Here is a 25,173-nt window from a genome sequence, read left to right as displayed (position 1 = left end):
TTACCTTCGCGATTAGAGCGCTTCCGCGCCCGAAATGATTTCAATCAGTTCTTTGGTGATCTGAGCCTGACGCTGACGGTTGTACGACATTGTCAACTTGTTGATCATGTCACCGGCATTGCGGGTTGCGTTGTCCATGGCGGACATGCGCGCACCCTGTTCCGATGCCGCGTTTTCAAGGAGAGCGCGGAAAACCTGGACGGAAATATTACGCGGGATCAGATCGCCGAGGATGGCGGCCGGATCTGGCTCATATTCATAAACCGCATCGCCTGCTGTTTCCGGTTCAGCATCGCCAATGGCGCTGGCCGGGATCAGCTGCTGTGCAGTTGGAATCTGCGAAATCACCGACTTGAATTCTGAATAGAACAAAGTGGCGACGTCGAATGCACCTTCATTGTAAAGGGCAATGATCTTGTGGCCGATCTGATCGGCGTTAACAAAACCAACCTGCTTTACTTCGCGCAGATCAACATGCTCGATTATCTGCTTGCTAAGATCGCGGCGCAGTATGTCTGCGCCCTTCTTGCCAACAGTGATGATCTTGATCGTCTTGCCATCGGCGAGAAGGCGGCGCGCATGTTCACGTGCCAGACGAACGATCTGCGAGTTGAAACCGCCGCAAAGACCACGCTCCGACGTGCAGACGACGAGCAAATGCACATCGTCCTTACCGGTTCCGCTCATCAGAATAGGCGCATCGTCACCATCGACATTGGCGGCGATGTTGGCCAGAACTGCGGCCATGCGCTGTGAATAGGGACGCGCGGCTTCCGCAGCTTCCTGCGCACGACGCAGCTTCGCCGCGGCGACCATTTGCATCGCCTTGGTGATTTTCTGCGTCGCCTTGACCGAGGCGATCCGGTTTCTCAGATCCTTTAACGAAGGCATCCGTTCATCCCGTCAGTGGTTTAAGCGAAAGACTTGGCAAAGGCATCAACGGCAGCTTTAAGCTTGCCCTTGATATCGTCGCTCAGCTGCTTTTCTTTGGCAATCGCATCCAGAACATCCTTGCTCTCGGTACGCAGCCATGTGAGTAGGCCCTGCTCAAACTTGCTGACCTGATTAACAGCCAGCTTGTCGAGATAACCGTTCACACCAGCGAAAATCACCGCAACCTGTTCTTCGGTTTTCAGCGGCGAGAACTGCGGCTGCTTCAGAAGTTCAGTGAGGCGTGCACCGCGATTAAGCAGGCGCTGGGTGGAAGCATCAAGATCGGAACCGAACTGCGCAAAGGCCGCCATTTCGCGGTACTGCGACAGCTCACCCTTGATCGAACCGGCAACCTGCTTCATCGCCTTGATCTGCGCGGCAGAACCAACGCGGGAAACCGACAGACCGACGTTAACAGCCGGGCGGATACCCTGATAGAACAGGTTGGTTTCGAGGAAGATCTGACCGTCAGTGATCGAAATCACGTTGGTCGGGATGTAAGCTGAAACGTCGTTCGCCTGAGTTTCAATGACTGGCAGGGCGGTCAAGGAACCAGCACCATTCTCATCATTGAGCTTGGCAGAGCGCTCAAGCAGACGGGAATGCAGATAGAAAACGTCACCAGGATAAGCTTCGCGGCCCGGAGGACGACGCAGCAACAGCGACATCTGACGATAAGCCACAGCCTGCTTGGACAGATCGTCATAACCGATCAGCGCATGCATGCCGTTGTCACGGAAGTACTCGCCCATGGCGCAGCCGGCAAACGGTGCCAGATACTGCATAGGCGCAGGATCGGAAGCCGTAGCGGCAACAACGATGGAATATTCAAGCGCACCGCGCTCTTCGAGGATCTTGACGAACTGCGCAACTGTCGAACGCTTCTGGCCGATAGCAACGTAAACGCAGTAAAGACGCTCGCTCTCATTGCCAGCATCGTGAGCCGGCTTCTGATTGAGGAACGTGTCGAGAATGATCGCGGTCTTACCGGTCTGACGGTCACCGATGACAAGCTCGCGCTGGCCACGACCAACCGGGATCAGCGCATCGATAGCCTTGAGGCCTGTCGACATTGGCTCATGCACCGACTTGCGGGGGATGATGCCGGGCGCCTTGACGTCAACGCGCGAGCGCTGCTTTGCCTTGATCGGACCCTTGCCGTCGATTGGATTGCCGAGCGCGTCAACAACGCGGCCGAGCAATTCCTTGCCGACTGGAACGTCAACGATAGCGCCTGTGCGCTTGACGATATCGCCTTCCTTGATGTCACGGTCCGAACCGAAAATAACAACGCCGACGTTGTCGCTTTCAAGGTTCAGGGCCATGCCACGGGTACCGTCCGGGAACTCGACCATTTCACCAGCCTGAACATTGTCCAGACCATATACACGAGCAATACCGTCACCGACGGATAGAACCTGACCGACTTCGGAGACTTCTGCCTCCTTGCCGAAATTCTTGATTTGCTCTTTCAGGATTGCGGAAATTTCCGCGGCGCGGATGTCCATCAGCCGACCTCTTTCAGTACAAGCTTAAGCGAAGAAAGTTTTGTGCGAAGTGAAGTGTCGATCTGGCGGGACCCCAACTTGACGATGAGACCTCCAAGGATCGACGGATCAACGGTGACATTGATTGTCACGTCCTTGCCGGCGACGCTTTTCAGCGTGGCCTTCAATTCTGTTTGCTGCGCGGCAGTCAAAGCGTGCGCAGAAGTAACATCTGCCGAAACCTCGCCGCGATTTTCCGCAGCGATATTGCGGAAGGCCTGTATCATGGATGGAACCGCAAACAGACGGCGGTTCTGAGCCACGACGCGCAGGAAATTGGCAACGAGGCCACCGATCTTGGCTTTGGCCAGGACGGCTGAAATCGCCTTTTCCTGATCTTCCGCCGAAAAAACCGGGCTCTCGATCAGGCGCTTCAGGTCAGCGCTGCCATTGACGAGCGCCTCGAATTGACCCAGATTCTTTTCTACTTCAGCGACTGATTTTGCTTCCAGCGCGAGGTCGAACAGCGAGCCCGCATAACGCTGGGCAACACCGGATATGAGCGACGAAGTTTCTGCCACGAACGACAAGCTCTCTGCGTTGAAGCCAAAAATCGGGAAACCAAAAGGAATTTTCGGTCAAATCTTTGGCATTATTGATTTTTTATCGCCGCGGAAACAACCTTGAAACTGTCCCCCGACGAGATTTGAATGCCGTCTAGCATAGAGAAGCAGGAGTCGCAACACGCGAATCCGCGAAAACTGGCGTCAGAATTGCCGCAGCAGTGGTTTTATGAATTTGCCACTCAACTATTAGCCGCAAGAACTAGGCGATAAAGCCGAAGGCGAATGCCAATGGGCCTGCCGCCAGTGCCAGTTCAATCAGGACGGAAATCCAGTTGTAAAGCGTATTGCCGCGATCGGACATCATCGAGATCAGGCGGCCAAAAACAGTGAAGCCCCAGGACGCGCCAAGCGCGATCCACAGGAAGGGCTGTGCAAAGACAAGTGCGCAAATTCCCAGCCCCAGATAGAAACCCGCCATGGTGGCGCGCGCTTCGGACAAGGCTTCAGGATGGGCAGGCACGGTTTGCAGGCGCAAAATCCTGAAAGCGATGCGCGGCGCAAAAAACATGATCAGACCAAAGACAACGGTGACAGCGGCAGAACTCCAGGCGATCCACTCGCCTTGACTGGCTGGCCAATACAATTCCATCATTCTTCCGCCCTCATCGCGTTAACCATTTCCGCTGTTTGCTTATAGAAAGCTTTGCGGGTCGATATCAATCTGCACGCGCACTGATCCACGCTCTTTTGGTCCGGCGCTCAATATCGCGCGAATGAAGTTCTGGATATCGGCCTTGCGTGTTCCGTGAATCAAAAGCCGAAAGCGATGCCGCCCGCGGATGAGAGCCAGCGGCGCCTCGGCTGGACCAAGCACATTGATTTCAGGTGAGTGCGGCGCGGCGCGGCGCAATGCCCGTGCGTGGTTCTCCGCTTCCGCCCGCGTGCCCGCTGAAATGATAAGCGCGCCAAGCCGTCCATAGGGCGGCAGGCCCGATCTTTCCCGCTCTTCTATTTCACGCGCATAAAACGCTTCCGCATCGCCAGATACAATCGCGCGCATAACAGGATGATCAGGCTGATACGTTTGCAGCAGGCCAAGGCTCTTTTTGCCCGTACGACCGGCCCGTCCTGTCACCTGACTGAGCAGTTGGAACGTCCGCTCCGCAGCCCGAGGGTCGCCGTTGGCAAGCCCCAGATCCGCATCGACAACGCCAACCAGCGTCATGTTGGGGAAATTGTGGCCCTTGGCGACAAGCTGCGTGCCGATGACAATATCCGCCTCACCGCGTGCAATTGCATCAAGCTCCAGCCGCAATCGCTTTACACCCATCAAATCCGAAGACAGGACAATGATCCGCGCATCGGGAAAGGTCTTTTCTGCCTCCTCGGCTATACGCTCCACACCGGGGCCACATGCAACAAGATGATCCAGCGTTCCGCAGGATGGGCAAGCCTCTGGCCGGGGCTCGTGATGGCCGCATTGATGGCAGACGAGTTGACCGCGAAACCGGTGCTCGACCAGCCAGCTTGAACAGCATGGACATTGAAAACGATGCCCGCATACCCGGCATAGCGTCAACGGAGCATAACCGCGGCGGTTGAGAAACAGCAGCGACTGTTCCTTGCGTTGCAATGTCTGGTTCATTGCCTCAACCAGTGCGGGAGACAGGAACCCGCCCGGTCGTGGTGGTGACCGGCGCATATCGATGGCCTTCAGATCAGGCATCGCCGCTTCCGCGTAACGTCCTGTCAAACGGATGCGGGTGTAGCGCCCCTGCAGCGCATTGACCTGACTTTCAACGGATGGAGTTGCCGAGGCGAGAATGACGGGAAAACTGCCGATATGTCCGCGAACCACCGCCATATCACGCGCATTATAGAAAACACGGTCTTCCTGCTTGTAAGCAGGATCGTGTTCTTCGTCGACGATGATGAGGCCTAGCTCCTGAAACGGCAGGAAAAGCGCCGAGCGGGCACCTGCAACAACGCGCACCTGACCTTCCATCACCTGCCGCCAGACACGTTCGCGCGTTTTTGGTGCAAGATCGGAATGCCACTCCGCGGGCTTAGAACCAAACCGGTCGTGGAATCGCTCCAGAAACTGCTGCGTCAGCGCGATTTCGGGAAGAAGGATGAGCACCTGCTTGCCCTGCTCGATCGCCTTGGCCACCGCTTCAAAATAGACTTCCGTCTTACCGGAACCTGTCACGCCATCGAGCAGGGAGACTGAGAAACCACCTGCTGAAACCGCATCCACCAATTGCTTTGCCGCATCGGACTGATCACCGGAGAGTTCGGCAGGCGCATAGTCAGGATCAGGCGGCGCAACGACGGGACGCGCCGGAATCATGACTTCTTCAAACACGCCCTGTGCTGAAAGCCCGTCAATTACCGTTGCCGAAACCCCCGCCGCATGGGCAAGGCCAGTGCGTGTCCATGCAAGGCCGTCGCCCGCCAGTTCAAGCACGCGTGAGCGCGCACCGGTCATCCGTTCAGGCTGCTGGCCAGAAAAACGCAAGCCCGGCACCGGTGGCTCCGGATCAAAGGCAGCGGGAACCCGCAGAACCATCCGCGCCACCATACCCGGCGGCGAAATCGTATAATCGGCAGCCCAGCGCATGAAGCGCATCATGTCATTATCAACGGGCGGGCAATCGAAAAGCTCGGAAATTGGCCTGAGCTTTTTCGCATCAATCGAATCGGTCGAGCCTTCGGTCACAATGCCCGCAACCTCACGCGGCCCCAAAGGAACACGAACAATTGAGCCCGCTTTGACTTCCATTCCATCAGGCACGGCATAGCTATAGGGCTTCGCTGCCGGCATGGGCACGAGCACTGGAACTATTTTTTGCACGGAAGGCGAATCTTGCGTCATAACCTCGTGACCTTGGCGCGGCTTTCAGTTAAAGAAAAGCCACTTTTCCGGGACACCATCCCTTTAGCCCCATTTAAGGAGGACTGCTCCAATGAAATTTTTCGTTGATACTGCCGATGTGAAAGATATCCGTGAACTGAACGATCTTGGACTGCTTGACGGCGTAACCACCAACCCGTCGCTGATCCTGAAATCCGGCCGCAGTATCCTGGAAGTCACCAAAGAGATTTGCAGCATTGTTGATGGCCCCGTTTCGGCTGAAGTTGCCGCGACCGAATACGAACAGATGATGAAAGAAGCAGCAGTTCTTTCGAAGATTGCCAAGAACATCTGCATCAAGGTTCCACTGACGCTCGACGGTTTGAAGGCTTGTAAGGCACTCACGTCAGATGGCCACATGGTCAACGTGACATTGTGCTTCTCTGCGACACAGGCGCTGCTTGCTGCCAAGGCTGGCGCGACATTCATCTCGCCATTCATTGGCCGCATCGATGACATGGGCATCAACGGCATGGACCTGATCGCAGAAATCCGCACGATCTATGACAATTACGATTACAAGACCGAAATCCTTGCTGCTTCGATCCGCACGGTCAACCACGTCAAGGAAGCTGCTCTGATCGGCGCTGACGTTGCCACCATCCCACCGGCAACGCTCAAGTCGCTCGTCAAGCATCCGCTGACGGACAAGGGTCTTGAAACCTTCCTCGCCGATTGGGCGAAGACCGGTCAGAAGATCGCCTGATTCGACGAAATTTCTTTAGAAAATCGCCCGCCGGTTCAAACCCGGCGGGTTTTTTGTTTCTGCGAGAGGATTAGCTCTTACAACAGATCAGAATGGTGGCGCTCTGCCACATCAGGATGCGAACGCAGACGCCCCTTGAGATAGTTGCGCCCGACTTCCCGGAACAGAGGATTATCAGGGTCCGCATCGGCCCCACCCGCTTCCTGCGCAAGATCATCAGGCAGCTTCAAAAGCGGCACATTCGCATTGAGATCCGCGCCAAAGAAGAACGCCACTGACAACCTATCCTTACCGGATGGCGGCGTGACAACCCGGTGCACGGTCGCCTTCAGATAACCATTTGAGGCAAGCTCAAGAATTTCACCAATATTGATAACGAACGTGCCGGGAACCGGCGTCGCATCAATCCAGCCGCCATCCTTCTCCACCTGCAAACCACCCTGCACATCCTGCAGGAGCAACGTTAGAAAACCACTATCCTTATGCGCCCCGACGCCCTGATCGCTGCCTGTGGCGTCGCGACCGGGATAACGGATGATTTTCAGGTGCTGGTTCGGCGCTTTTTCATAGATGGGTTTGAACACATCCTGATCCTGACCTAGCGCCGTGGCAAATGCCTGTAGCAGTTCGATGGCGACGCGAGTCAACTCGCTCTGCCATTCCAGCACAATGGATTTCAGATCAGGCAGTGCATCAGTCCATTGATTGGGACCCTGCAACCGTGACCATGGAGGCGTTGTTGCGTCCTGTTTGACGATTACGCGCTCTGCACCCACGTCAAACTGTTCGCGCCAGTCGGCTTGCCCCTTGGTCCGCTCCCAACCTGCACGGGTATAGCCGCGAAAATGCGGGGAATTGACCATTTCAACCGCAATCTTATCCGCCTCGGGCAAGGCAAAGAATCGCTTGGAAATAGCAACGATGTCCCGTTGCAACTGCTCGGAAACGCCGTGACCGCTCAGATAAAAGAAGCCGTAGGTTCGTGCGGCATGCCGCAAATCCTCAAAGAAATCTTCCCGTTGCTCAGAATCGCGATAACGGCGGAAATCAAGTGTAGGCAGGCTATCGGTTTTGGGCAGGGCGCTCATGATCAGGGTCTCCGCATGCGGCTGAATTGTCTATCGCAAACCGCTCGACTTCAAGGCGCTTTTTGCTTGTAAAGCTGATCCAAAATCTGTCGTTCAAAGAATGCAAGTTCCGGCGATGCATGGCGGCGCGGTCGTTCTACCGGGATCGCCAGATCAAGCGCAATGCGGCCACTGTCAATCACAACAACACGATCTGCCAAAGAAACCGCTTCCGCCACATCATGCGTGACCAGAACTGCCGTAAACTTCTTGCTCAGCCAGATACGTTCGAGCAATTGCTGCATCTCGATCCGCGTTAGCGCATCAAGCGCGCCGAGCGGTTCATCCAGCGCGAGAATGCTGGGATGCCCCACCAGAGCACGGGCAAGCGCCACGCGCTGGCGCTGACCACCTGATAGCACAGAAGGCCATTCCTCACTGCGATCAGCAAGCCCAACTTCCGCAAGGATATCGAGGCTCTTCTGACGAACTTCTCTTCCCTTGGCGATACCGGTCAACCCGACATCCACATTGGCACCGACCCGCGCCCATGGCAGCAGTCTTGGCTCCTGAAACATGATGCGGGTGGGCTTCTGGTCCTTCGTTTCCGCGCCATGCACAAGTTCGCCCGATGTCGGCTTATCAAGACCTGCCAGAAGCCGCAGCAAGGTGCTCTTGCCGCAACCGCTCTTGCCGATAATGGCAACGAACTGACCGTCATGAACATCGAGATCAATACCCTGCAGTACAGTCTTATCGCCGAACTGTTTGGTAACGTTACGGAACGAAAAGGCGAGCTTGCGCTCCCGTGACGGCACGGTCACGCGCGCCGTGGTATCGGCAAAAGATCGGAGGGCAGTAATGGTGGCTGCGGTCATCGTCATTCCTCACGCGTTTTGAAAGGCGGGATGCCATTGCAGGGAAAGCCGCTCAAGATAACGTGCCAATGCATCGGCGAGTTTCCCGAGAAGCGCGTAGATCAGGATCGACAGGACAACCACATCGATGAGCAGGAATTCCCGTGCCTGCATCGCCATATAGCCAAGGCCTGACGATGCCGAGATGGTTTCCGCAACGATCAGTGTCAGCCACATGATCCCGAGCGCATAGCGCAGTCCGACAAAGATGGAGGGCAAGGCGCCCGGAAGAATAACCCGCACAAACAGTTGCGAGCGCGACATGCCGTATATGCGACCCATTTCGACCAGTTGCGGATCAACACCCTGAATGCCGAGCAGCGTGTTGATATAGATCGGAAAGAACACACCAAGCGCGACCAGAAACAGCTTTGCTTCCTCATCAATACCAAACCACAAAATGACCAGTGGAATGAGCGCAAGATGCGGAATATTGCGGATCATCTGGATGGTGGTATCGGTCAGCCCCCGGCTGAGCGCCGAAAGACCATTGGCAAGACCGAGGCCAAAGCCGATAGCGCCGCCAACAACAAAGCCGCTAAGGGCACGCAGGGTCGATATGCGGATATTCTCAAGGAGTTCGCCAGAGAGAAGCAGCTTCCAGAATGCACTGCCAACCGCTGAGGGCGCAGGCAGGACATTGGCCGAGATAAGACCGGCGCGGGATGCGATTTCCCAACCAACCAGCAACAGGGCTGGCAAAAGCCAGCCTATGGCGCTGCGGCCGATGGATTGCAGCGCCCTGCTCATGAGGAGGCCTGCAATCGTTTTTCCCCGTGGAAACCAACGGCAAATTCATTGGCGATGTTTTGATGCAGTGTGCTTTTCCGGCCACCCAATCCCAGCTTCGGGAATAGCAGCTCTGCCACGCGGTAAGCCTCTTCCAGATGCGGATAACCGGAACCGATGATCGTATCGATACCCACATCCTGATATTCGCGGATACGCGCTACAATGCTTTCCGGGCTCCCGACCAGCGCCGTACCAGCGCCGCCGCGCACCAGCCCGACACCGGCCCACAGGTTAGGCCCAACAAGCAGCTTGTCACGGCGGCCGCCATGCAGTTCCGCCATGCGGCGCTGGCCAACGGAATCCATCTCTTTTAGAAAACGTTGCTGTGCAATCTCGATCTGGGAATCGGTCACACGGCTGATCAGCCTGTCTGCCGCAGCCCATGCCTCGTCTTCGGTCTCGCGAACGATGAAATGCAGCCGGATACCGAACCGCAGCTTGCGACCTTTCAGCGCCGCCTTCTTGCGGGCTCGCCCGATCTTCTCGGCGACCTGAGCGACAGGCTCGCCCCAGGTCAAATACATATCCACCTGTTCAGCCGCCAAATCCTGACCGGCATCGGACGAACCACCAAAGTAGAGCGGCGGCGGGGTCTGCACCGGCAACAGGTCCAGCCGCCCACCCTGAACCCGGTAGTGTTTGCCTTCGAAATTGACAGTCTCGCCAGTGACCAGCCCCTGCCAGATTTTCAGGAATTCGGCAGCCTGTTCATACCGCTGGTCATGCGGCAGGAAAACGCCATCACCAGCCAGTTCTGTCGGGTTGCCGCCAACGACCACATTAAGCAGCAGACGGCCATTACTGAGCCGGTCGAGCGCCGCAGTCTGACGGGCAGCAAACACCGGCGAGACGATGCCCGGACGCAATGCCACTAAAAATTTCAGTCGCTCCGTATGGGCGGCAAGGCCCGTCGCGGTGATCCACGAATCTTCGCAACTCTGGCCGGTCGGTAGCAGCACGCCGGGAAAGCCCAGCCGATCCACGGCCTGCGCAATTTCTTTGAAATACGCGAACTCCGGCGGGCGCTGCTGGGTCTCCGAACCAAGATAGGTTCCATCCCCATGGGTGGGAATAAACCAGAAGAAATCGAGCGGGGCTTGCGAGGTGTTTGCTGGCTGCGTCATGACGTGTTTCCAATTATTCCGTTCAGTTACCGGGTGCCGTCCAAACGGCATCTGAAATCTTGATAGCGTTGGGGATCAGCTTCAGCTTGAAGAACCGGTCTGCTGTTTCCTGTTGATGCGCGACGATCTCTGGAGTGATCGGGAATATGCCGAACACGGTACGGTTCGCGGCAATCGTCTGCGCATCAAGCGGAACGCCCGTGACGGCGTGAAGCGCTGCCGCCACCTTGTCCTTGTTGGCTTCAGCCCAACTTGCCGCTTCCTTCAACGCGCCGATGGTTGTCGTTACGACATCAGGATGTGCCGCTGCAAAATCGCGATTGGCCAGAAAGTAGGTGTTGACGTTGAGCACATCGCTGGACCGCGCCAGAATGCGCGGCTGATAGCGCGTCTCGGCAATGGCAAAGAACGGGTCCCACACAGCCCATGCATCGATCTTGTCACTGGCAAAAGCAGCAGCGGCATCGGCGGGGCTTAGGTAAACTGGAGTGATTTCATCGTAACCGATATTGGCCTTCTCCAGCGCTGCGACGAGCAGATTATGCGCACTGGTTCCTTTGCCGACGCCAATCTTTTTGCCTTTCAGATCAGCGAGCGACTGGATGGAAGAATTGGGTTTGACGAAGATCGCCTCGCCTTTACCGTTGGATGGCAGCGCCGCGACATAGACAATCGCCGAACCTGCCGATTGTCCGAAGATCGGCGGCGCATCGCCAACCCATCCTACATTGATACTGCCGACATTCAGTGCTTCAACCAGTGGCGGACCGGCAGAGAATTCAACCCATTTGACCTTGATGCCCTTGGGCTCCAGAGCCTTTTCGACGACTTTTTGCTGCTGGGCGATAACGGGCAGGCTCGTTTTCTGGAAACCGATTTTATATTCCTGCAGCGGTTCAGCGGCATGGGAAGCCGTTGCCGCCATGGCTGTCGCCGCAAGCATAAGGGCACCGAATAGTCTGCGCGTCAGATTGAGCATGGGTTCTCGCAATTCTTTGGTTTGGGAGAACCTTGGCTGATGGAAGCAACCGGCCCTTCCCGTAATCAGGAATGGCTCAATGCTATTAAACTCGACTATTTCTATAGAGAAATATTATTTCGTATAATCACGGCTATGCGGATTGGTTTTCTTACAGCTGTGCAAGCCAAAGCAAAGGCCGGGCGGTTTCACGCAAAACCTTCCCATCGGCGGGAGTTATCTATTCCCGCCCTGCCCAAGGCACCAGTAAATGTTCCAACCGTCTGATACCGATTTCCAGAATGAACGCGACAATCGCGATAACAAAGATTCCCATGATGACGACATCCGTTACCAGAAACTGCGCTGCTGACTGGATCATGAAACCAAGACCACGCGTCGCCGCCACCAGTTCGGCCGCAACCAATGTCGACCATCCGGCGCCAAGCGCGATACGCAACCCCGTCAGAATGGAAGGCAGCGCGTTAGGCAAGATCACATGGCGGACAACCTGTGCTCGCGTGGCACCAAGCGCACGCGCCGCATTGATCCGGTCGAGTGAAGCACCCTTGACACCAGCCGCAGTCGAAATCGCGATGGGCGCCAGCATGGCAATTGCAATCACAAGAATCTTGGACGGTTCACCGATACCAAACCAGATAATCACAAGTGGCAGATAAGCGAGCGGCGGGATGGGCCTGATGAATTCAATGATCGGATCAAAAATGCCGCGCCCGATAGCGCTGACACCAATCGCAATACCGGCCGGAACGGCCACAACAAGCGCAAGCAACAGTGCCGCAAACACCCGCAGCAGGCTTGCGAGCAAATGCTGCCAGAGCGTGGCATCGACGAAACCGTTTATTGAAACGCTGTAGAACTTCCACAAAACTGCCGATGGCGACGGCAGAAAGACCGGTGAAACCAGTTTGAAATGCGCCGAGACGATCCAGATGAGCAACAGGCCGAGAACAGTGATTGCGCTTGCAATGCGGGCTGTCCTTGCAGGTGAAGGCTTCACTGCCTTCACTTCGGGCTGTGTCGCTGTGCTTACAATGGCGGCATCGCCTATATCCCGGCTCGTTTCTGCGGAGAGCGTCATGCCGCCTCTCCTTCGAAGATTGAGTCTTCAAGTTCGGCTCGCGCCCGATTGAACGCGGGATCAGCCTTGATCGACCGGACGGATTCACCGCTGACATAGCGACGGCCGAAACCGGCATCAATCTGCCTGACAACCCGGCCCGGCCCCGGCGCCAGAACCACGATGCGCGTTGCCAGCAACAACGCCTCGTCAATGCCATGCGTGACCATCAGAACACCGATATTGTTGGCCGTCCATATATCGAGAAGCAATGTCTGCATCCGTTCGCGCGTCAAAGCATCGAGCGCGCCCAGCGGCTCATCCATCAGCAGAAAATCCGGTTCCGCCGCCAGTGCCCGCGCCAAGCCCACCCTCTGGCGCATACCGCCGGACAATTCCCAAATTGCCTTTCCGCCGATGCCGTCAAGCTTGACCAGTTCAAGCAGACGTGCGGCAACAGCATCTCGTTCTTGTGCGGGTATACCGCGCAGCTTGAGAGCGAAACTGACATTGTCTCTGACACTCAGCCAGGGAAACAGGGCATCGTTCTGAAACACCACGGCCCGATCAGCACCGGGCGCGGTTACTTTTTTCCCATCTACCGTCACCGTACCGCCGGTTGGCGAAATCAAACCGGCAGCCGTGTTGAGCAGCGTGGTCTTGCCACAACCGGAGCGGCCAACAAGCACAACGAAATCACCTGATTTGACGGAAATGCCTGCCTGCGTAACGGCAGGTTGGGCCTGACCATCATAATGGACCGAAACATGATCAAGAACGAGATGTGCCATAATTACTACCGGTTGAACGGCGGCGCTCGTGGCCTTTCCGGCTTCCGGGAGAGAGGGGCCCGCGAAAACCGGAAAGGACGCACGAACGCCCCCGCGCTATAAAGTTTTGAACTCAGTTCGATGCGAGCGCCGCCTCCACGAACTTAACCGTTGCATATTTCGAATAATCAGGAAGAACCGCATCGATCTTTCCCTGCTCTTTCAGAAACTGCGAAGTGGCTGCGATGGCTTTCACCGTGTCGCCACCGAGGAACTTCGCGGAAGCCTGTTCCGCCAATGGCGGGAAGACATACCCTTTCAACAGCAATGGTATTTCATCGACCTTGGCACCGGTCAGGCGGCTGATTTTTTCGGCTTGCGCTGACGTTGCCGACCACGCATCCGGCTTGGCCAGATAGTCCGCATAGGCAGCGCCGGTTACTTTGACGAAATCCCGCACGGCATCCGGATGTGCTTCCGCAAACTCCGTGCGAACGATCCACGCATCAAATGTTGGCGCACCCCACTCGGCAACTTTAGACGAATCGACAATGATTTTTCCTGTGGTCCTGATCTGGCCAAGCGCCGGGTCCCACACATAGGCCGCATCGATATCACCGCGCTCCCAAGCGGCGGCAATTTCCGGTGGGCGCAGGTTGAGAATATTGACTGATTTCGCATCGACACCCTCATGCTTCAACGCGGCAAGCAGGCTATAATGGGTGGTTGAAACAAAGGGCACAGCCACTTTCTTTCCACTGAGATCGGCAATCTTGCTGACATTAGAACCATTACGGGCAACCAGCGCTTCCGATTCGCCGATAAGCCCGACAACGAGAATGGTTTGGATGGGAAGCTCGCGGCTTGCGGCTGCGGCCAGCGGGCTTGATCCGACATAACCAATATCGACAGAGCCGGAGGCAACGGCAGCGATCACATCCGCACCGGAATCGAATTTCCGCCAGTCGATTTTCGCAGAGGCGGTCTTTTCATAAACACCATCCGCCTGCGGTACTTTTGAAGGCTCGACCACTGTCTGATATCCAATGGTGATTTTAAGGTCTTCCGCCTGTGCGGAAGCGAAAGTTCCGAGACTGACAAGAATAGTCGTTGCAGCAAGGAAATGACGGCGGGTGAACATGGGTGATCCTGACCTGTTGAAACATTTCGTTCCAACTTTGGTCATCTCTGCCCGGATTGTAGAGTTACGATCTGCCAAGTTTGCATCGCAAGGAGAAAATTATTTCTTCCGATAGTGCTTTTGCAGGGAAACAGAGGGGCAATGGCTCCTACTCGTCCTCATCCCCATAATTGCCAGACACCCGCATTCCTTTGATGGTCGTCGCCCCATTGTCACGCACGACTGTAAGAGCGCGCGCACCGGTTCTGGTCTCGATCTCGTCGGCAAGAATGCGCGAATGGGTGACGATCCAGACCTGTGTCCGTTCCGCCGCTCGCGTGATCATCTCTGCCAAGGCGGGAAGCATGGAAGGATGCAGGCTGGTTTCTGGTTCGTTCAGCGCAATGAGGCCCGGCAAGCGATAGGAAAGCAGCGCGCCCGCCAGTGCGAGAAACCGTATTTGGCCATCAGATAATTCTTCCGGCCGAAAAATTCGTTGCGGGAATTCCGGCAGTTGCAAGCCAAATGTCGCGGTTTCACCCGGAACCGGCACATCCAGCACGGCACCGCCAAGGGCTGACGCAATACAATGGTCGAGATCAGCAGTATCTTCACGGATGTGAACCAATGTTGCGAAAACAGCGGCAAGGTTCTTGCCGTCTTCATCAAGCATGGGCGCTGTGATCGCCAATGCAGGCTGGCGGATTGGCGAATCGCGATCCGTGCGGAAACCATGATAGAACCGCCATCCGAGAATGGTTGCACGCAAATCTCCAATCTCGGGATATCGCCCCGCATTGCCGAGCGTCGAAAATGCCGTCTCGGAGTCAAGCAGCCGTACCGGATGTTCGATTCTCCGCCCACTATCGTCACGCGCAAACACAGCGGGCCCTTTGCGGCCCATCATCTCCACGGGACGGCGACCGGAATCAATAGTAAGGGTCTCTTCCTTGATCTGCGGCTCAAAGGCAAAGCCTGCAGCCACCGGAGGCCGCAAGCCGATTTCAATGCTGTAACTCGGTGCAAAACCCGTTCGCACCGCATGGCCGGTCCGGATCGCTTCCTCGTCATCGTCAAACGAAGCGCTAAAAATCATGCGCACAGGTCCCGGCTTGCGTTTGCCGGTCCACAACGCCGATTGCATGCCGCCTTCGCGGGCTATCTCATAGGAAAGCGTGCCTTCAGCCGCCGCCTTTATCATCTGCATGGCACGGTAAAGGTTGGATTTGCCAACGCCGTTCTCGCCAATGAAAAGTGCAAGCTGGCGAATATCCAACCGGATCGACTGCAGCGACCGGTAACCGGTCGCTGATAGGGAGGTCAGACGCATGGAATACCACCCGCCATGGATTTATAGCTTGGACACGTCCTGCGCGACGCTGAGATTCAGCGCTTCGGCAACTTCGCGCGCCGCCCGATTGATCGCATCACGCTGGGCGCGAAGGACAGCATAGCGCTGTCTGGGAGCATCATAGTCAGCCGTGATGAGGCGCGTTCCCTTGCCCACGACCTTACCGTCAGAAATACGTGTCAGGACATAGCTGCCTGTCATGCGCATCGAACCGGCTGTCGGCTGGCCGGATTTGTCGTTCGTTGCGTTCTGGATAAGAGCAAGCGACAAATCCTGATAACCGACACTGAGTTGCAATGTATAGGCCGCACTCGCAGGTTGTCCTGCTCCATGGTTAAACATGAAGATCAGATTGTTGCGCACCTGCTGTGCTTCGCGCGTACCCACTTCAGGAATACTGATCGTGGCCAGCTTTGACTGCACACTTCCACTTACGCCGACGCCTGCACCAGCAGTTGGGCTTGCGTTGGAATAAAGCGGGCGAACCTGGCAACCGCCAGCGATCAGAGCCATACCGAGAACGCACGCGGACAGCAAACGCTTGGAGCCGGAAATCGGCTGGAAACGATCAGGCAACAACATTGATGATCCTCTGCGGTACGACAATGACTTTCTTCGGTGGATTACCGTTCAACGCCACTTTGACAAAATCAAGTTCGAGAGCGGCCTTTTCGACCGTCAATTGATCCGCATCGCGGGCAATTGTCAAATCACCACGCTTCTTGCCGTTAATCTGCACAGGCATTGTTACAGTGTTCTCGACAATCAACGCGTCATTGTAATGCGGCCAGGCGCGATCGGCGACGAGATCAGCACCTTTCAGCGCTTTCCAGCACTCTTCAGCCAGATGCGGCATCATCGGTGCGATCATGGCAATCAGCATATCTGTCGCCTCGCGGCAGGCAGATATTGTTGCCGCATCGGCTTCGCCAGCCGCAATTTTCTGCAATGGAACGGCCAGAACATTGACCAGTTCATAGAGACGGGCAATAGCCTTATTGAAGGCCAGCTTTTCGATGTCTTCGCCAACGGCTTTGACAGTCCTGTGGGCGGTCTTGGAAATCGTGGCTGCATCACCTTCGAGCGCCGGAGCGCCAGTCACCGATTGCAATGCCGGAGCCGCTTCGGAAATCAACCGCCAGACACGCTGAACAAAGCGGTGTGCCCCTTCGGCGCCTGCTTCCGTCCAGATGACATCGCGTTCGGGCGGAGAATCCGACAACATGAACCAGCGGGCGGTATCGGCACCATAGGACGCAATAATATCGTCAGGGTCGACAACGTTCTTCTTCGACTTCGACATCTTTTCGATCGAGCCGATTTCGATTTCTTCGCCAGTGGCAATCAGAAATGCCCGGCGCTTGCCGCCGCTTTCGTCAAGCCGCACTTCGGCTGGCGTGACCCAGCTTCCATTGGCACCTGTACCCAGCCGGTAGGTCTCGTGCACAACCATGCCCTGCGTGAACAGGCCCTTGAACGGCTCGCTGATATCGAGATGGCCTGCAACTTTCATCGCCCGCGTAAAGAAGCGGGAATAGAGCAGATGCAGGATCGCATGTTCGATACCGCCAATATACTGATCAACCGGCAGCCAGCGATTGGCCGCCTTCGGATCAGTGGGCTCATTTTCCCACGGTGCAGTGAACCGGGCAAAATACCAGGACGAATCAACAAAGGTATCCATCGTATCGGTTTCACGGCGCGCAGCCTTGCCGCATTGCGGGCAATTGACATGCCGCCATGTCGGATGACGGTCAAGCGGATTGCCCGGACGGTCAAACTCCACATCATCGGGCAGCTTGACCGGCAGATCGGCTTTGGGAACCGGAACAACACCGCAATCATCGCAGTGGATCATTGGAATCGGACAGCCCCAATAACGCTGACGGGAAATACCCCAGTCACGCAATCGGAAATTCACCTTGCGCTCGCCCTGCGGACGGCCACCCACAGTCTGCTTCTCCAGCAGTTTGGCCACTTCGTCAAAAGCTGCTGCGGGGGACAACCCATCGAGGAAGCGTGAATTGATCATCACGCCATCATCAACATAAGCAGTTTCGGTGATCTGGAACGTCGCGGCGTCATCGCCCTCGGGCATAACCACAGCCACAACGGGCAGACCATATTTGTTGGCAAAATCCAGATCGCGCTGATCGCCGGACGGGCAGCCGAAAATCGCGCCCGTGCCGTAATCCATCAGAACGAAGTTCGCGACATAAACAGGCAATGTCCAGCTGTCATCGAACGGATGCTTGACGCGCAGGCCCGTATCAAAGCCCCGCTTCTCAGCGGTTTCCAATGCGGCCAATGACGTTCCCGCACGGCGGCATTCCTCGTTGAACTCAGCGAGGTCGGCATTGTTTTCAGCTGCTTTTTTGGCGAGCGGATGATCGGCAGAAATGGCCAGGAACGATGCACCAAAGATCGTATCGGGACGGGTCGTGTAAACTTCGACCTCGGTTTCACCTGAAATTTGCGATTTGGCATCCAGCGCCCAGCGGATCAGCATGCCCTCGGACTTGCCAATCCAGTTGCGCTGCATCAGCCGCACCTTATCAGGCCATTGATCGAGACCATCCAAGGCGCCCAGCAATTCCTCATTGAAATCAGTGATCTTGAAGAACCATTGTATCAACTCGCGCTGCTCAACCAGCGCACCGGACCGCCAGCCGCGACCATCGATGACCTGCTCATTGGCAAGCACCGTCATATCCTCCGGGTCCCAATTGACCTTGGAGGATTTGCGCGTCACCAGACCCTTTTCGACAAAGTCGAGGAACAGCATCTGCTGGCGGTGATAATATTCCACATCGCAGGTGGCAAATTCACGCGACCAGTCGAGTGACAATCCCATGGATTTGAGCTGGCTGCGCATGGTTGCAATGTTCTGGTAGGTCCATTCCTTCGGATGAACCTTGTTCTGCATCGCTGCGTTTTCCGCAGGCATGCCGAATGCATCCCATCCCATCGGATGGAGAACATTAAAACCCTTGGCGCGCTTGTAGCGGGCAACCACATCGCCCATGGCATAGTTGCGCACATGCCCGATATGGATGCGCCCTGATGGATAAGGGAACATCTCAAGCACATAATAGGGGTCGCGCGGATCATCATTGCTGGTTTCGAAGAGCTTGGCTTCGTCCCAGACCTTTTGCCAATGCTTCTCGGCTACGCGGGGATTATATCGTTCGGTTGCCATGAACGGGATTCTCTTGCAAAGGATAGTGATGCGCGGACCTTCACCATGGATTGACCAGAGCGTCAACCATTGACAATGAGGGTTTGCCCGAAACTGCATCAAAAAGGACACGCTTTACCATGTCGACCGCCGTTGAACACCTTCTTGCCGTTCGCAATGCCATTGTGAAAGCTGAAGCGGGAGCCAATCGCCCGGAAGGCTCGGTGACGCTTGTGGCCGTATCTAAAACCTTTGACGCGGACGAGATTCGCCCGGTTCTGGATGCGGGACAGCGGGTTTTCGGCGAAAACCGGGTTCAGGAAGCACAATCGAAATGGCCGGGTTTGCGCAACGACTATGAGGGTATTGAGCTTCACCTCATCGGGCCGCTGCAATCAAACAAGAGTGAAGACGCGGTTGCGCTGTTTGATGTCATCGAAACGGTCGATCGGGAAAAGATTGCCGCAGCGCTTGCCAGCGAAATGAAAAAGCAGAACCGGTTTCCCAAACTCTATGTGCAGGTCAATACCGGTTCCGAGCCGCAGAAAGCCGGAATTGAGCCAAAGGAAGCCGTTACTTTTGTCAAACGCTGCCGCGACGTGCACGATCTAACCATCGCGGGCCTAATGTGCATTCCCCCAGCCGATGAAAACCCCGGCCCGCACTTTGCCCTTCTGGAAAAGATCGCGCGTGAGGCCGGTGTCGAAAAGCTTTCCATGGGTATGTCAGGCGATTACGAGATTGCCGTGGGCTTCGGTGCAACGTCCGTGCGCGTCGGCTCGGCGATTTTTGGCAGCCGAACCTAGGCGCGCAAACTACCAGCTGCGGCGCGGACCAGTATCAATGTGGTAATAGCCTGCGGGATAACGCTTGAAGCCGCCGACGTCCTTGTTGCCCGATAGCTGTTGCAGCAGCCCGGACGCATGACCATGCACACGGAAATCAACGGCCTGACAGCTCAGATGATAGGACTTGTCGCGCCCGCCTGCTTTGCGGTTTCCGTTGCGTGACCGCACCGTCGAATTCACCGTGATCGGACCATAGGTCGCCGAAACCCGGTTCAGAACATTCTTCAGCCGTTCCGGCACACAATTGGCGGGAGCCTTGTATTGGATATAGGCTTTGCCACGCGGCATGGCGGCGAGAACCAGCGGGTTGATCTTGTCAAACAGGGAATCGCCAAGCAGATGCGCATGCTCCTCGTCAAAGAGATGCGCACCAAGGCGTTTCCATGGATTGGCTGGTTCAGGCAGGGTACCGGCAGTTGCGGGAATGGTAGAACCAAGCCCCAGAAGGGCGACCGCCAGAAAGGCGGATTTTGCGCGAAACACAACGCTGCGCAAGGGTAACATCGTCATTCATCAGTCCTTGATAAGGCGCACGCTCCACGTCCACTCGGCGCGCCGAAATTATCCTCCCCGGGTCAAGGCAGTGACGGTCTAAGGCAAAATGTGTCCAAAATGGACCAGTCCGCATAACAAAATGTAACGCAATATTACAACGCGCCATTTATTGTGTGCGACGGAACGCCATTCCCTCAAGGTCATTTGCTGTATTTACGCAGTGATTTGCATGGTGATAATGAACGCCATGCGCCTCTCTCTGCGGGAGGCATCCGGGTGGAGGCCCGTCAGCTCAGATTTGGAGGAAATTGATGTCCGAGAAGGTCTATCCCGTGCTGCCGAGCGCGAAGAAAAACGCGCTTATCGACAATGAAACATATCTCAGCTGGTACAAACAGAGCATCAAGGACCCCGAGAAATTCTGGGGCAAGTACGGCAAGCGCATTGACTGGTTCAAGCCTTACACCAAGGTCAAGAACACCTCCTTCGAAGGCAAGGTTTCCATCAAGTGGTTCGAGGATGGACAGACCAACGTCTCCTACAACTGCATCGACCGCCATTTGAAGAAGCGCGGCGATCAGGTCGCCATCATCTGGGAGGGCGACAATCCCTATCTCGACAAGAAGGTCACCTATAACGAGCTGTACGAGCAGGTCTGCCGCCTCGCCAATGTGCTGAAAAAGCATGGCGTGAAGAAAGGCGACCGCGTTACAATCTATATGCCGATGATTGTCGAAGCGACCTATGCGATGCTGGCGTGCGCGCGTATTGGCGCTGTTCATTCCGTTGTTTTCGGCGGCTTCTCACCCGATGCTCTTGCAGGCCGCATCGTCGATTGCGAATCCACTTTTGTCTTCACCGCCGATGAGGGCATGCGCGGTGGCAAACCGATCCCGCTGAAGGACAATACCGACAAGGCCATCGACATCGCTGCCAAGCACCATGTGATGGTGAAGAATGTTCTGGTCGTCCGGCGCACCGGCGGCAAGACCAGCTGGGCGCCCGGCCGCGACCTCTGGTATCATGAGGAAATTCTCAGCGTTAAGCCTGAGTGCAAGCCGGAAAAGATGAAAGCGGAAGATCCGCTTTTCATCCTTTACACCTCCGGTTCCACGGGCAAGCCAAAGGGCGTCTTGCACACAACAGGCGGCTATCTCGTCTATGCCTCGATGACCCATCAATATGTCTTCGATTATCACGACGGCGATATTTACTGGTGCACGGCCGATGTGGGCTGGGTCACGGGGCACTCCTACATTGTCTATGGCCCGCTCGCCAACGGCGCGACCACGCTGATGTTCGAAGGTGTTCCCAACTATCCGACCAATTCGCGCTTCTGGGAAGTCATCGACAAGCACAAGGTCAATATCTTCTACACCGCTCCTACCGCACTTCGTGCTCTGATGGGTGCCGGTGATGAGCCGGTCAAGAAAACCTCGCGCAAATCCCTGCGTGTTCTGGGTTCGGTCGGCGAGCCGATCAATCCGGAAGCATGGGAATGGTACTATCAGGTGGTCGGTGAGAAACGCTCCCCCATCGTCGATACCTGGTGGCAGACGGAAACCGGCGGTATTCTTATCACACCGTTGCCCGGTGCGACTGCGCTCAAGCCCGGTTCGGCCACACGGCCGTTCTTTGGCGTTCAGCCACAGCTGGTCGACAATGAAGGCGATGTGCTTGAAGGCGCCGCTGATGGCAATCTTTGCATCACCGATTCCTGGCCCGGCCAGATGCGCACGCTTTATGGCGATCACAAGCGCTTCATCGAAGCTTACTTCTCTACCTATAAGGGCAAGTATTTTACCGGTGACGGCTGCCGCCGTGACAAGGATGGCTATTACTGGATCACCGGCCGGGTTGACGACGTGCTCAACGTATCGGGTCACCGCATGGGCACCGCTGAGGTGGAGTCGGCCCTCGTCTCGCATGACACGGTTTCGGAAGCAGCTGTTGTCGGCTATCCACATGATCTCAAGGGACAGGGCATCTATTGCTATGTCACGCTGATGGCGGGCCTTGAGGGCACGGACGAATTGCGCAAGGAGCTTGTGGCGCATGTCCGCAAGGAAATCGGCCCCATCGCCTCGCCCGACAAAATCCAGTTCGCGCCCGGCCTGCCCAAAACGCGCTCCGGCAAGATCATGCGCCGCATCCTGCGCAAGATTGCCGAGGACGATTTTGGTTCACTGGGCGATACCTCGACGCTTGCTGATCCAGCCGTTGTCGATGATCTGATCGCCAACCGCCAGAACAAAAAGGGCTGATTAAGCTGAAAGACACCGTGTGTGGTTCGTGGTTCGTGGTTCGACAAGCTCACCACGAGGGAGTTGAGTGATGCAACGCTCATCGCAGAGATTGCAGATCACAAATGTTGCAGAACTTGGCTCCCTGCAGTCCCCTCTCTCCCTCATCCTGAGCCTGTCGAAGGGCGCAGGAATGGTCCTGCAGCGGTCCAAACAGACCCACCAACCCCACACAGCGCCATTGCAATCGATCTCTAGCGATAGAGATCGGCTCTTGTCTGTGGCACCGCAGAAATCCCACGCTTGCGCTTTGATGCAAGGGTCTGGTTGATCTGAACGGTTCCGCGCTCGAAGGCCAGCGCGCAGCCGGTGAGGTAAAGCAGCCAAAGCCGGGCCTTGGGCGCACCGACTTCGGCAATGGCTTCATCAAACCGCGCATGCAGACGATCCGCCCAGATACGGCAGGTCCTGCCATAATGCTCACGCAGGTTTTCCACATCGTGAACCTCGAAACCGTAACCCTCAAGGTTTTCAACGGTCATGCCAAGATGATCAAGCTCACCGCCCGGGAAAATATACTTCACCAGCGCAAGATGCTCGGCGCTCTTGCGGCCAAACGTCTTCTTGTTGCGCTTCATACGGCGGGTGATTGCGTGATGCAGATAAAGCCCACCCGGCCGCAGCAGACGGTGCACGCTGGAGAAATACGTGTCGTAATGGGCGATGCCCACCGCCTCGAACATGCCGATGGAGGAAATCTTGTCGAATTGACCTTCCAGATGCTCGTAGGATTTGACGTGGATGGTGATCTTGTCTTCAAGACCTTCCGCCTTGATGCGTTCACGTGCCAGCGCCGTTTGTGCCTCAGACAATGACACGCCTGTACCGGTTACGCCGTAATGCTTGGCAGCATAGATCAGCATCGCGCCCCAGCCACAGCCAATATCGAGAAGCCGATCTCCCGGCTGCAGCCGCAGCTTACGACAGATCAAATCCAGCTTGTCAGCCTGCGCCTGATCGATGCTGTTGGCCCAGTCCTTGAAATAGGCGCAGGTATAGACCATCCGATCATCAAGGAAGAGCTGATAGAAAGCATTCGACACATCATAGTGATGGGTAATTGCTTCCTTGTTCGAACCACTGACGAACGGATTTTTGCCATCGAGACCGGAGGCATCCATCCCACGACCGCCCAGCAGCAATGCGGGGACATCTTTCAGCAATTGCCATTTTGGCAGGGTTTTCAGCTTCTGCTTGAATTTGCCTTTGGGACCACGCTCGACGAGATCGAACAGCGTGCCGTTCTTCACATCGATCTGGCCTGAGATCCACAGTTCAACGATCGACCCGATATTGGGTTTCAGCGCCAGGCGGCGCACTGCCATCGGATCATTGATGGCAAGCACCGGACCATCTGTTTCACCAATACGTTCGCCATTCCATAATTCGACGGCAAATTGCGGCTCCATCATGTTTATCACTGTGCGGATGATCCGCGCCGCGCTCTCTTGTGCCGCCATTCAATAACTCCAACAATCACGCTCCGAAACACCAGTGTCGGAGATTTGGCCGAAACTATGCGCTTCGCTCCACGCTGGCAACGCACTTTCACAGGCAGCAAAAAATGGCGGTTGAAAATTTTCTCTTGAAACTTCCCGCAACACACCCCATTCTCAACTTGTGTTCAACGAATGAAAAGGAGGTGATCTGATGTCTCGTGATTTCGCAACCTGCCACAAGGCGTCTGATGCTTTCCATCGGGGATCATCTCTCCGTTGAATAAGCGCCCTGGCTCGCGCCGGGTAAGAAGGCCAAACGACAGCTTTGTGCCAGACGGAATTACGGGGTCACCCTTCGGGGTGGCCCTTTCCATTTATGCAGCGCGTTTTCCCGTGATCTGAAAGCCTACTGCCTTCATAACCGCTATTGTTGTTTCAAGCGTCGGGTTTCCGTTTTCGCTTAATGAACGATAGAGCTGCTCACGCGCCAAACCCGTTTGCCGCGCAATTTTGGTCATGCCTTTGGCGCGCGCTACAAGACCCAAAGCCTTGGCGATATAACCGGCATCACCCGTTTCGAACGCATCAGCCAGAAACACCTCTACTGCGTCATCCGATTTCAAAGCATCAGCCGGATCGTAGTCATAGAGCTTCGTTGCCATTGTCACTTTTCCATTCAGCGGCCAGTAGTTTCGCTTTGCGTATGTCCCGCTGCTGCGTACGCTTATTTCCACCGCACAATAAAATCACAAGCTCCGCGCTGCATTGCTTGAAATAAACCCGATAACCAGGTCCGTAGTGAATTCGCAATTCGTAGACGCCCTCGCTCACCGATGAAACGTCACCAATCAAACTATTGACCAAGCGAAATAAGCGAGCAGCAATTGCTGCTTTCGCTCTATCGTCCCTAAGTTTTCGTTCCCATACCCGATAGGTATCAGTCTGCTTAATTCGCATTAAAACTGTATTTTTTAAATTACGAAATGTCAATATGCGATAATTGTAGTCAACGGAAGATCGAAGTGAAACCAACGACAGATTGTATCTGCGAATACTTTTCTCTTTCCAAAATTGGTGATACCAAGATTTCTGCCTGAAAATGGTGCACTTTGCCTTTATCAAAG

At 55.7% G+C, this 25,173-nt stretch carries 23 protein-coding genes; 3 read left to right on the top strand and 20 right to left on the bottom strand.

Annotated elements, in window-relative coordinates; all coding sequences use genetic code 11:
* Positions 1-12: 12 nt before the first annotated feature.
* From BLU05_RS09925 to BLU05_RS09905, 5 genes are all read right to left on the bottom strand, one after another.
* The gene (locus tag BLU05_RS09925) at positions 13-891 is read right to left on the bottom strand and encodes a F0F1 ATP synthase subunit gamma (protein WP_091879612.1); all 879 of its coding nucleotides are present in this window, start codon (positions 889-891) and stop codon (positions 13-15) included.
* Between the two features lie 20 nt (positions 892-911).
* Complete coding sequence (atpA, locus tag BLU05_RS09920) at positions 912-2,441, bottom strand: F0F1 ATP synthase subunit alpha (protein ID WP_091879611.1); 1,530 nt, start codon at positions 2,439-2,441, stop codon at positions 912-914.
* Positions 2,441-3,001 (bottom strand): F0F1 ATP synthase subunit delta, encoded by a 561-nt coding sequence (locus tag BLU05_RS09915; RefSeq protein WP_091880225.1) that lies wholly within the window; start codon positions 2,999-3,001, stop codon positions 2,441-2,443. Before BLU05_RS09915 ends, atpA begins: the two co-directional genes overlap by 1 nt.
* 244 nt (positions 3,002-3,245) lie before the next feature.
* A complete protein-coding gene (locus tag BLU05_RS09910) occupies positions 3,246-3,635 on the bottom strand; it encodes an AGROH133_08824 family phage infection protein (RefSeq protein ID WP_091879609.1) in 390 nt (129 codons plus the stop codon).
* Positions 3,636-3,677: 42 nt separating this feature from the next.
* Positions 3,678-5,861: a primosomal protein N' gene (locus BLU05_RS09905; protein WP_091879608.1), complete on the bottom strand. Its 2,184-nt coding sequence runs from the start codon at positions 5,859-5,861 to the stop codon at positions 3,678-3,680.
* A gap of 91 nt (positions 5,862-5,952) precedes the next feature.
* On the opposite strand from BLU05_RS09905, the gene fsa reads away from it, so the two are divergent.
* Positions 5,953-6,606 carry a fructose-6-phosphate aldolase gene (gene fsa, locus BLU05_RS09900; RefSeq protein ID WP_091879606.1) on the top strand — a complete coding sequence of 218 codons (654 nt, stop codon included), beginning with the start codon at positions 5,953-5,955 and terminating at the stop codon, positions 6,604-6,606.
* Between the two features lie 77 nt (positions 6,607-6,683).
* Here fsa and BLU05_RS09895 read toward each other — a convergent pair whose 3' ends face one another.
* The 11 genes from BLU05_RS09895 to leuS all read right to left on the bottom strand — a co-directional run bounded on the left by BLU05_RS09895 (position 6,684) and on the right by leuS (position 18,985).
* Positions 6,684-7,694 carry an isopenicillin N synthase family dioxygenase gene (locus tag BLU05_RS09895; protein ID WP_091879605.1) on the bottom strand — a complete coding sequence of 337 codons (1,011 nt, stop codon included), beginning with the start codon at positions 7,692-7,694 and terminating at the stop codon, positions 6,684-6,686.
* A 50-nt stretch (positions 7,695-7,744) separates the two neighbouring features.
* Positions 7,745-8,551, bottom strand: a complete 807-nt coding sequence (locus tag BLU05_RS09890) for an ATP-binding cassette domain-containing protein (protein WP_091879603.1) — start codon at positions 8,549-8,551, stop codon at positions 7,745-7,747.
* Between the two features lie 9 nt (positions 8,552-8,560).
* Positions 8,561-9,340, bottom strand: a complete 780-nt coding sequence (locus BLU05_RS09885; protein ID WP_091879601.1) for an ABC transporter permease subunit — start codon at positions 9,338-9,340, stop codon at positions 8,561-8,563.
* Entirely contained in the window at positions 9,337-10,506 is a 1,170-nt protein-coding gene (ssuD, locus tag BLU05_RS09880; protein WP_091879600.1) for an FMNH2-dependent alkanesulfonate monooxygenase, read from the bottom strand. Before ssuD ends, BLU05_RS09885 begins: the two co-directional genes overlap by 4 nt.
* 22 nt (positions 10,507-10,528) lie before the next feature.
* Positions 10,529-11,449, bottom strand: coding sequence for an aliphatic sulfonate ABC transporter substrate-binding protein (locus BLU05_RS09875; protein WP_244518311.1), 921 nt, complete (start codon positions 11,447-11,449; stop codon positions 10,529-10,531).
* A gap of 256 nt (positions 11,450-11,705) precedes the next feature.
* A complete protein-coding gene (locus tag BLU05_RS09870; RefSeq protein ID WP_091879597.1) occupies positions 11,706-12,566 on the bottom strand; it encodes an ABC transporter permease subunit in 861 nt (286 codons plus the stop codon).
* A complete protein-coding gene (locus BLU05_RS09865) occupies positions 12,563-13,336 on the bottom strand; it encodes a taurine ABC transporter ATP-binding protein (protein WP_091879595.1) in 774 nt (257 codons plus the stop codon). Before BLU05_RS09865 ends, BLU05_RS09870 begins: the two co-directional genes overlap by 4 nt.
* A gap of 112 nt (positions 13,337-13,448) precedes the next feature.
* Positions 13,449-14,456, bottom strand: coding sequence for a taurine ABC transporter substrate-binding protein (gene tauA / locus BLU05_RS09860; protein ID WP_091879594.1), 1,008 nt, complete (start codon positions 14,454-14,456; stop codon positions 13,449-13,451).
* 148 nt (positions 14,457-14,604) lie between these two features.
* Positions 14,605-15,765 carry an AAA family ATPase gene (locus BLU05_RS09855; RefSeq protein ID WP_091879592.1) on the bottom strand — a complete coding sequence of 387 codons (1,161 nt, stop codon included), beginning with the start codon at positions 15,763-15,765 and terminating at the stop codon, positions 14,605-14,607.
* A gap of 21 nt (positions 15,766-15,786) precedes the next feature.
* Entirely contained in the window at positions 15,787-16,368 is a 582-nt protein-coding gene (gene lptE / locus BLU05_RS09850) for an LPS assembly lipoprotein LptE (protein ID WP_091879591.1), read from the bottom strand.
* On the bottom strand, positions 16,355-18,985 hold the full coding sequence (gene leuS / locus BLU05_RS09845) for a leucine--tRNA ligase (protein WP_091879589.1): 2,631 nt from the start codon (positions 18,983-18,985) through the stop codon (positions 16,355-16,357). The genes lptE and leuS overlap by 14 nt, the downstream gene beginning before the upstream one ends.
* 119 nt (positions 18,986-19,104) lie before the next feature.
* On the opposite strand from leuS, the gene BLU05_RS09840 reads away from it, so the two are divergent.
* Positions 19,105-19,770, top strand: a complete 666-nt coding sequence (locus BLU05_RS09840; RefSeq protein ID WP_091879588.1) for a YggS family pyridoxal phosphate-dependent enzyme — start codon at positions 19,105-19,107, stop codon at positions 19,768-19,770.
* A 9-nt stretch (positions 19,771-19,779) separates the two neighbouring features.
* Here the strand turns inward: BLU05_RS09840 and BLU05_RS09835 are convergent, their stop codons facing one another.
* Complete coding sequence (locus BLU05_RS09835) at positions 19,780-20,322, bottom strand: YcbK family protein (protein ID WP_091879586.1); 543 nt, start codon at positions 20,320-20,322, stop codon at positions 19,780-19,782.
* Between the two features lie 296 nt (positions 20,323-20,618).
* Between BLU05_RS09835 and acs the strand changes: the two genes are divergently transcribed.
* Positions 20,619-22,571, top strand: coding sequence for an acetate--CoA ligase (acs, locus tag BLU05_RS09830; protein ID WP_091879585.1), 1,953 nt, complete (start codon positions 20,619-20,621; stop codon positions 22,569-22,571).
* A gap of 233 nt (positions 22,572-22,804) precedes the next feature.
* Here acs and BLU05_RS09825 read toward each other — a convergent pair whose 3' ends face one another.
* The 3 genes from BLU05_RS09825 to BLU05_RS09810 all read right to left on the bottom strand — a co-directional run bounded on the left by BLU05_RS09825 (position 22,805) and on the right by BLU05_RS09810 (position 25,171).
* Positions 22,805-24,070 carry an SAM-dependent methyltransferase gene (locus tag BLU05_RS09825; RefSeq protein ID WP_091879583.1) on the bottom strand — a complete coding sequence of 422 codons (1,266 nt, stop codon included), beginning with the start codon at positions 24,068-24,070 and terminating at the stop codon, positions 22,805-22,807.
* Positions 24,071-24,423: 353 nt separating this feature from the next.
* Positions 24,424-24,711, bottom strand: a complete 288-nt coding sequence (locus tag BLU05_RS09815; RefSeq protein ID WP_091879580.1) for an addiction module antidote protein — start codon at positions 24,709-24,711, stop codon at positions 24,424-24,426.
* The gene (locus BLU05_RS09810; RefSeq protein WP_348271758.1) at positions 24,692-25,171 is read right to left on the bottom strand and encodes a type II toxin-antitoxin system RelE/ParE family toxin; all 480 of its coding nucleotides are present in this window, start codon (positions 25,169-25,171) and stop codon (positions 24,692-24,694) included. Before BLU05_RS09810 ends, BLU05_RS09815 begins: the two co-directional genes overlap by 20 nt.
* Between the last annotated feature and the right edge of the window lie 2 nt (positions 25,172-25,173).

It is taken from the genome of Phyllobacterium sp. OV277 (assembly GCF_900104355.1).
Classification (GTDB): Bacteria; Pseudomonadota; Alphaproteobacteria; order Rhizobiales; family Rhizobiaceae; genus Phyllobacterium.
The sequence above is the reverse complement of the archived record's forward strand: the minus strand, read 5'-3'. Positions and strand labels throughout refer to the sequence as shown.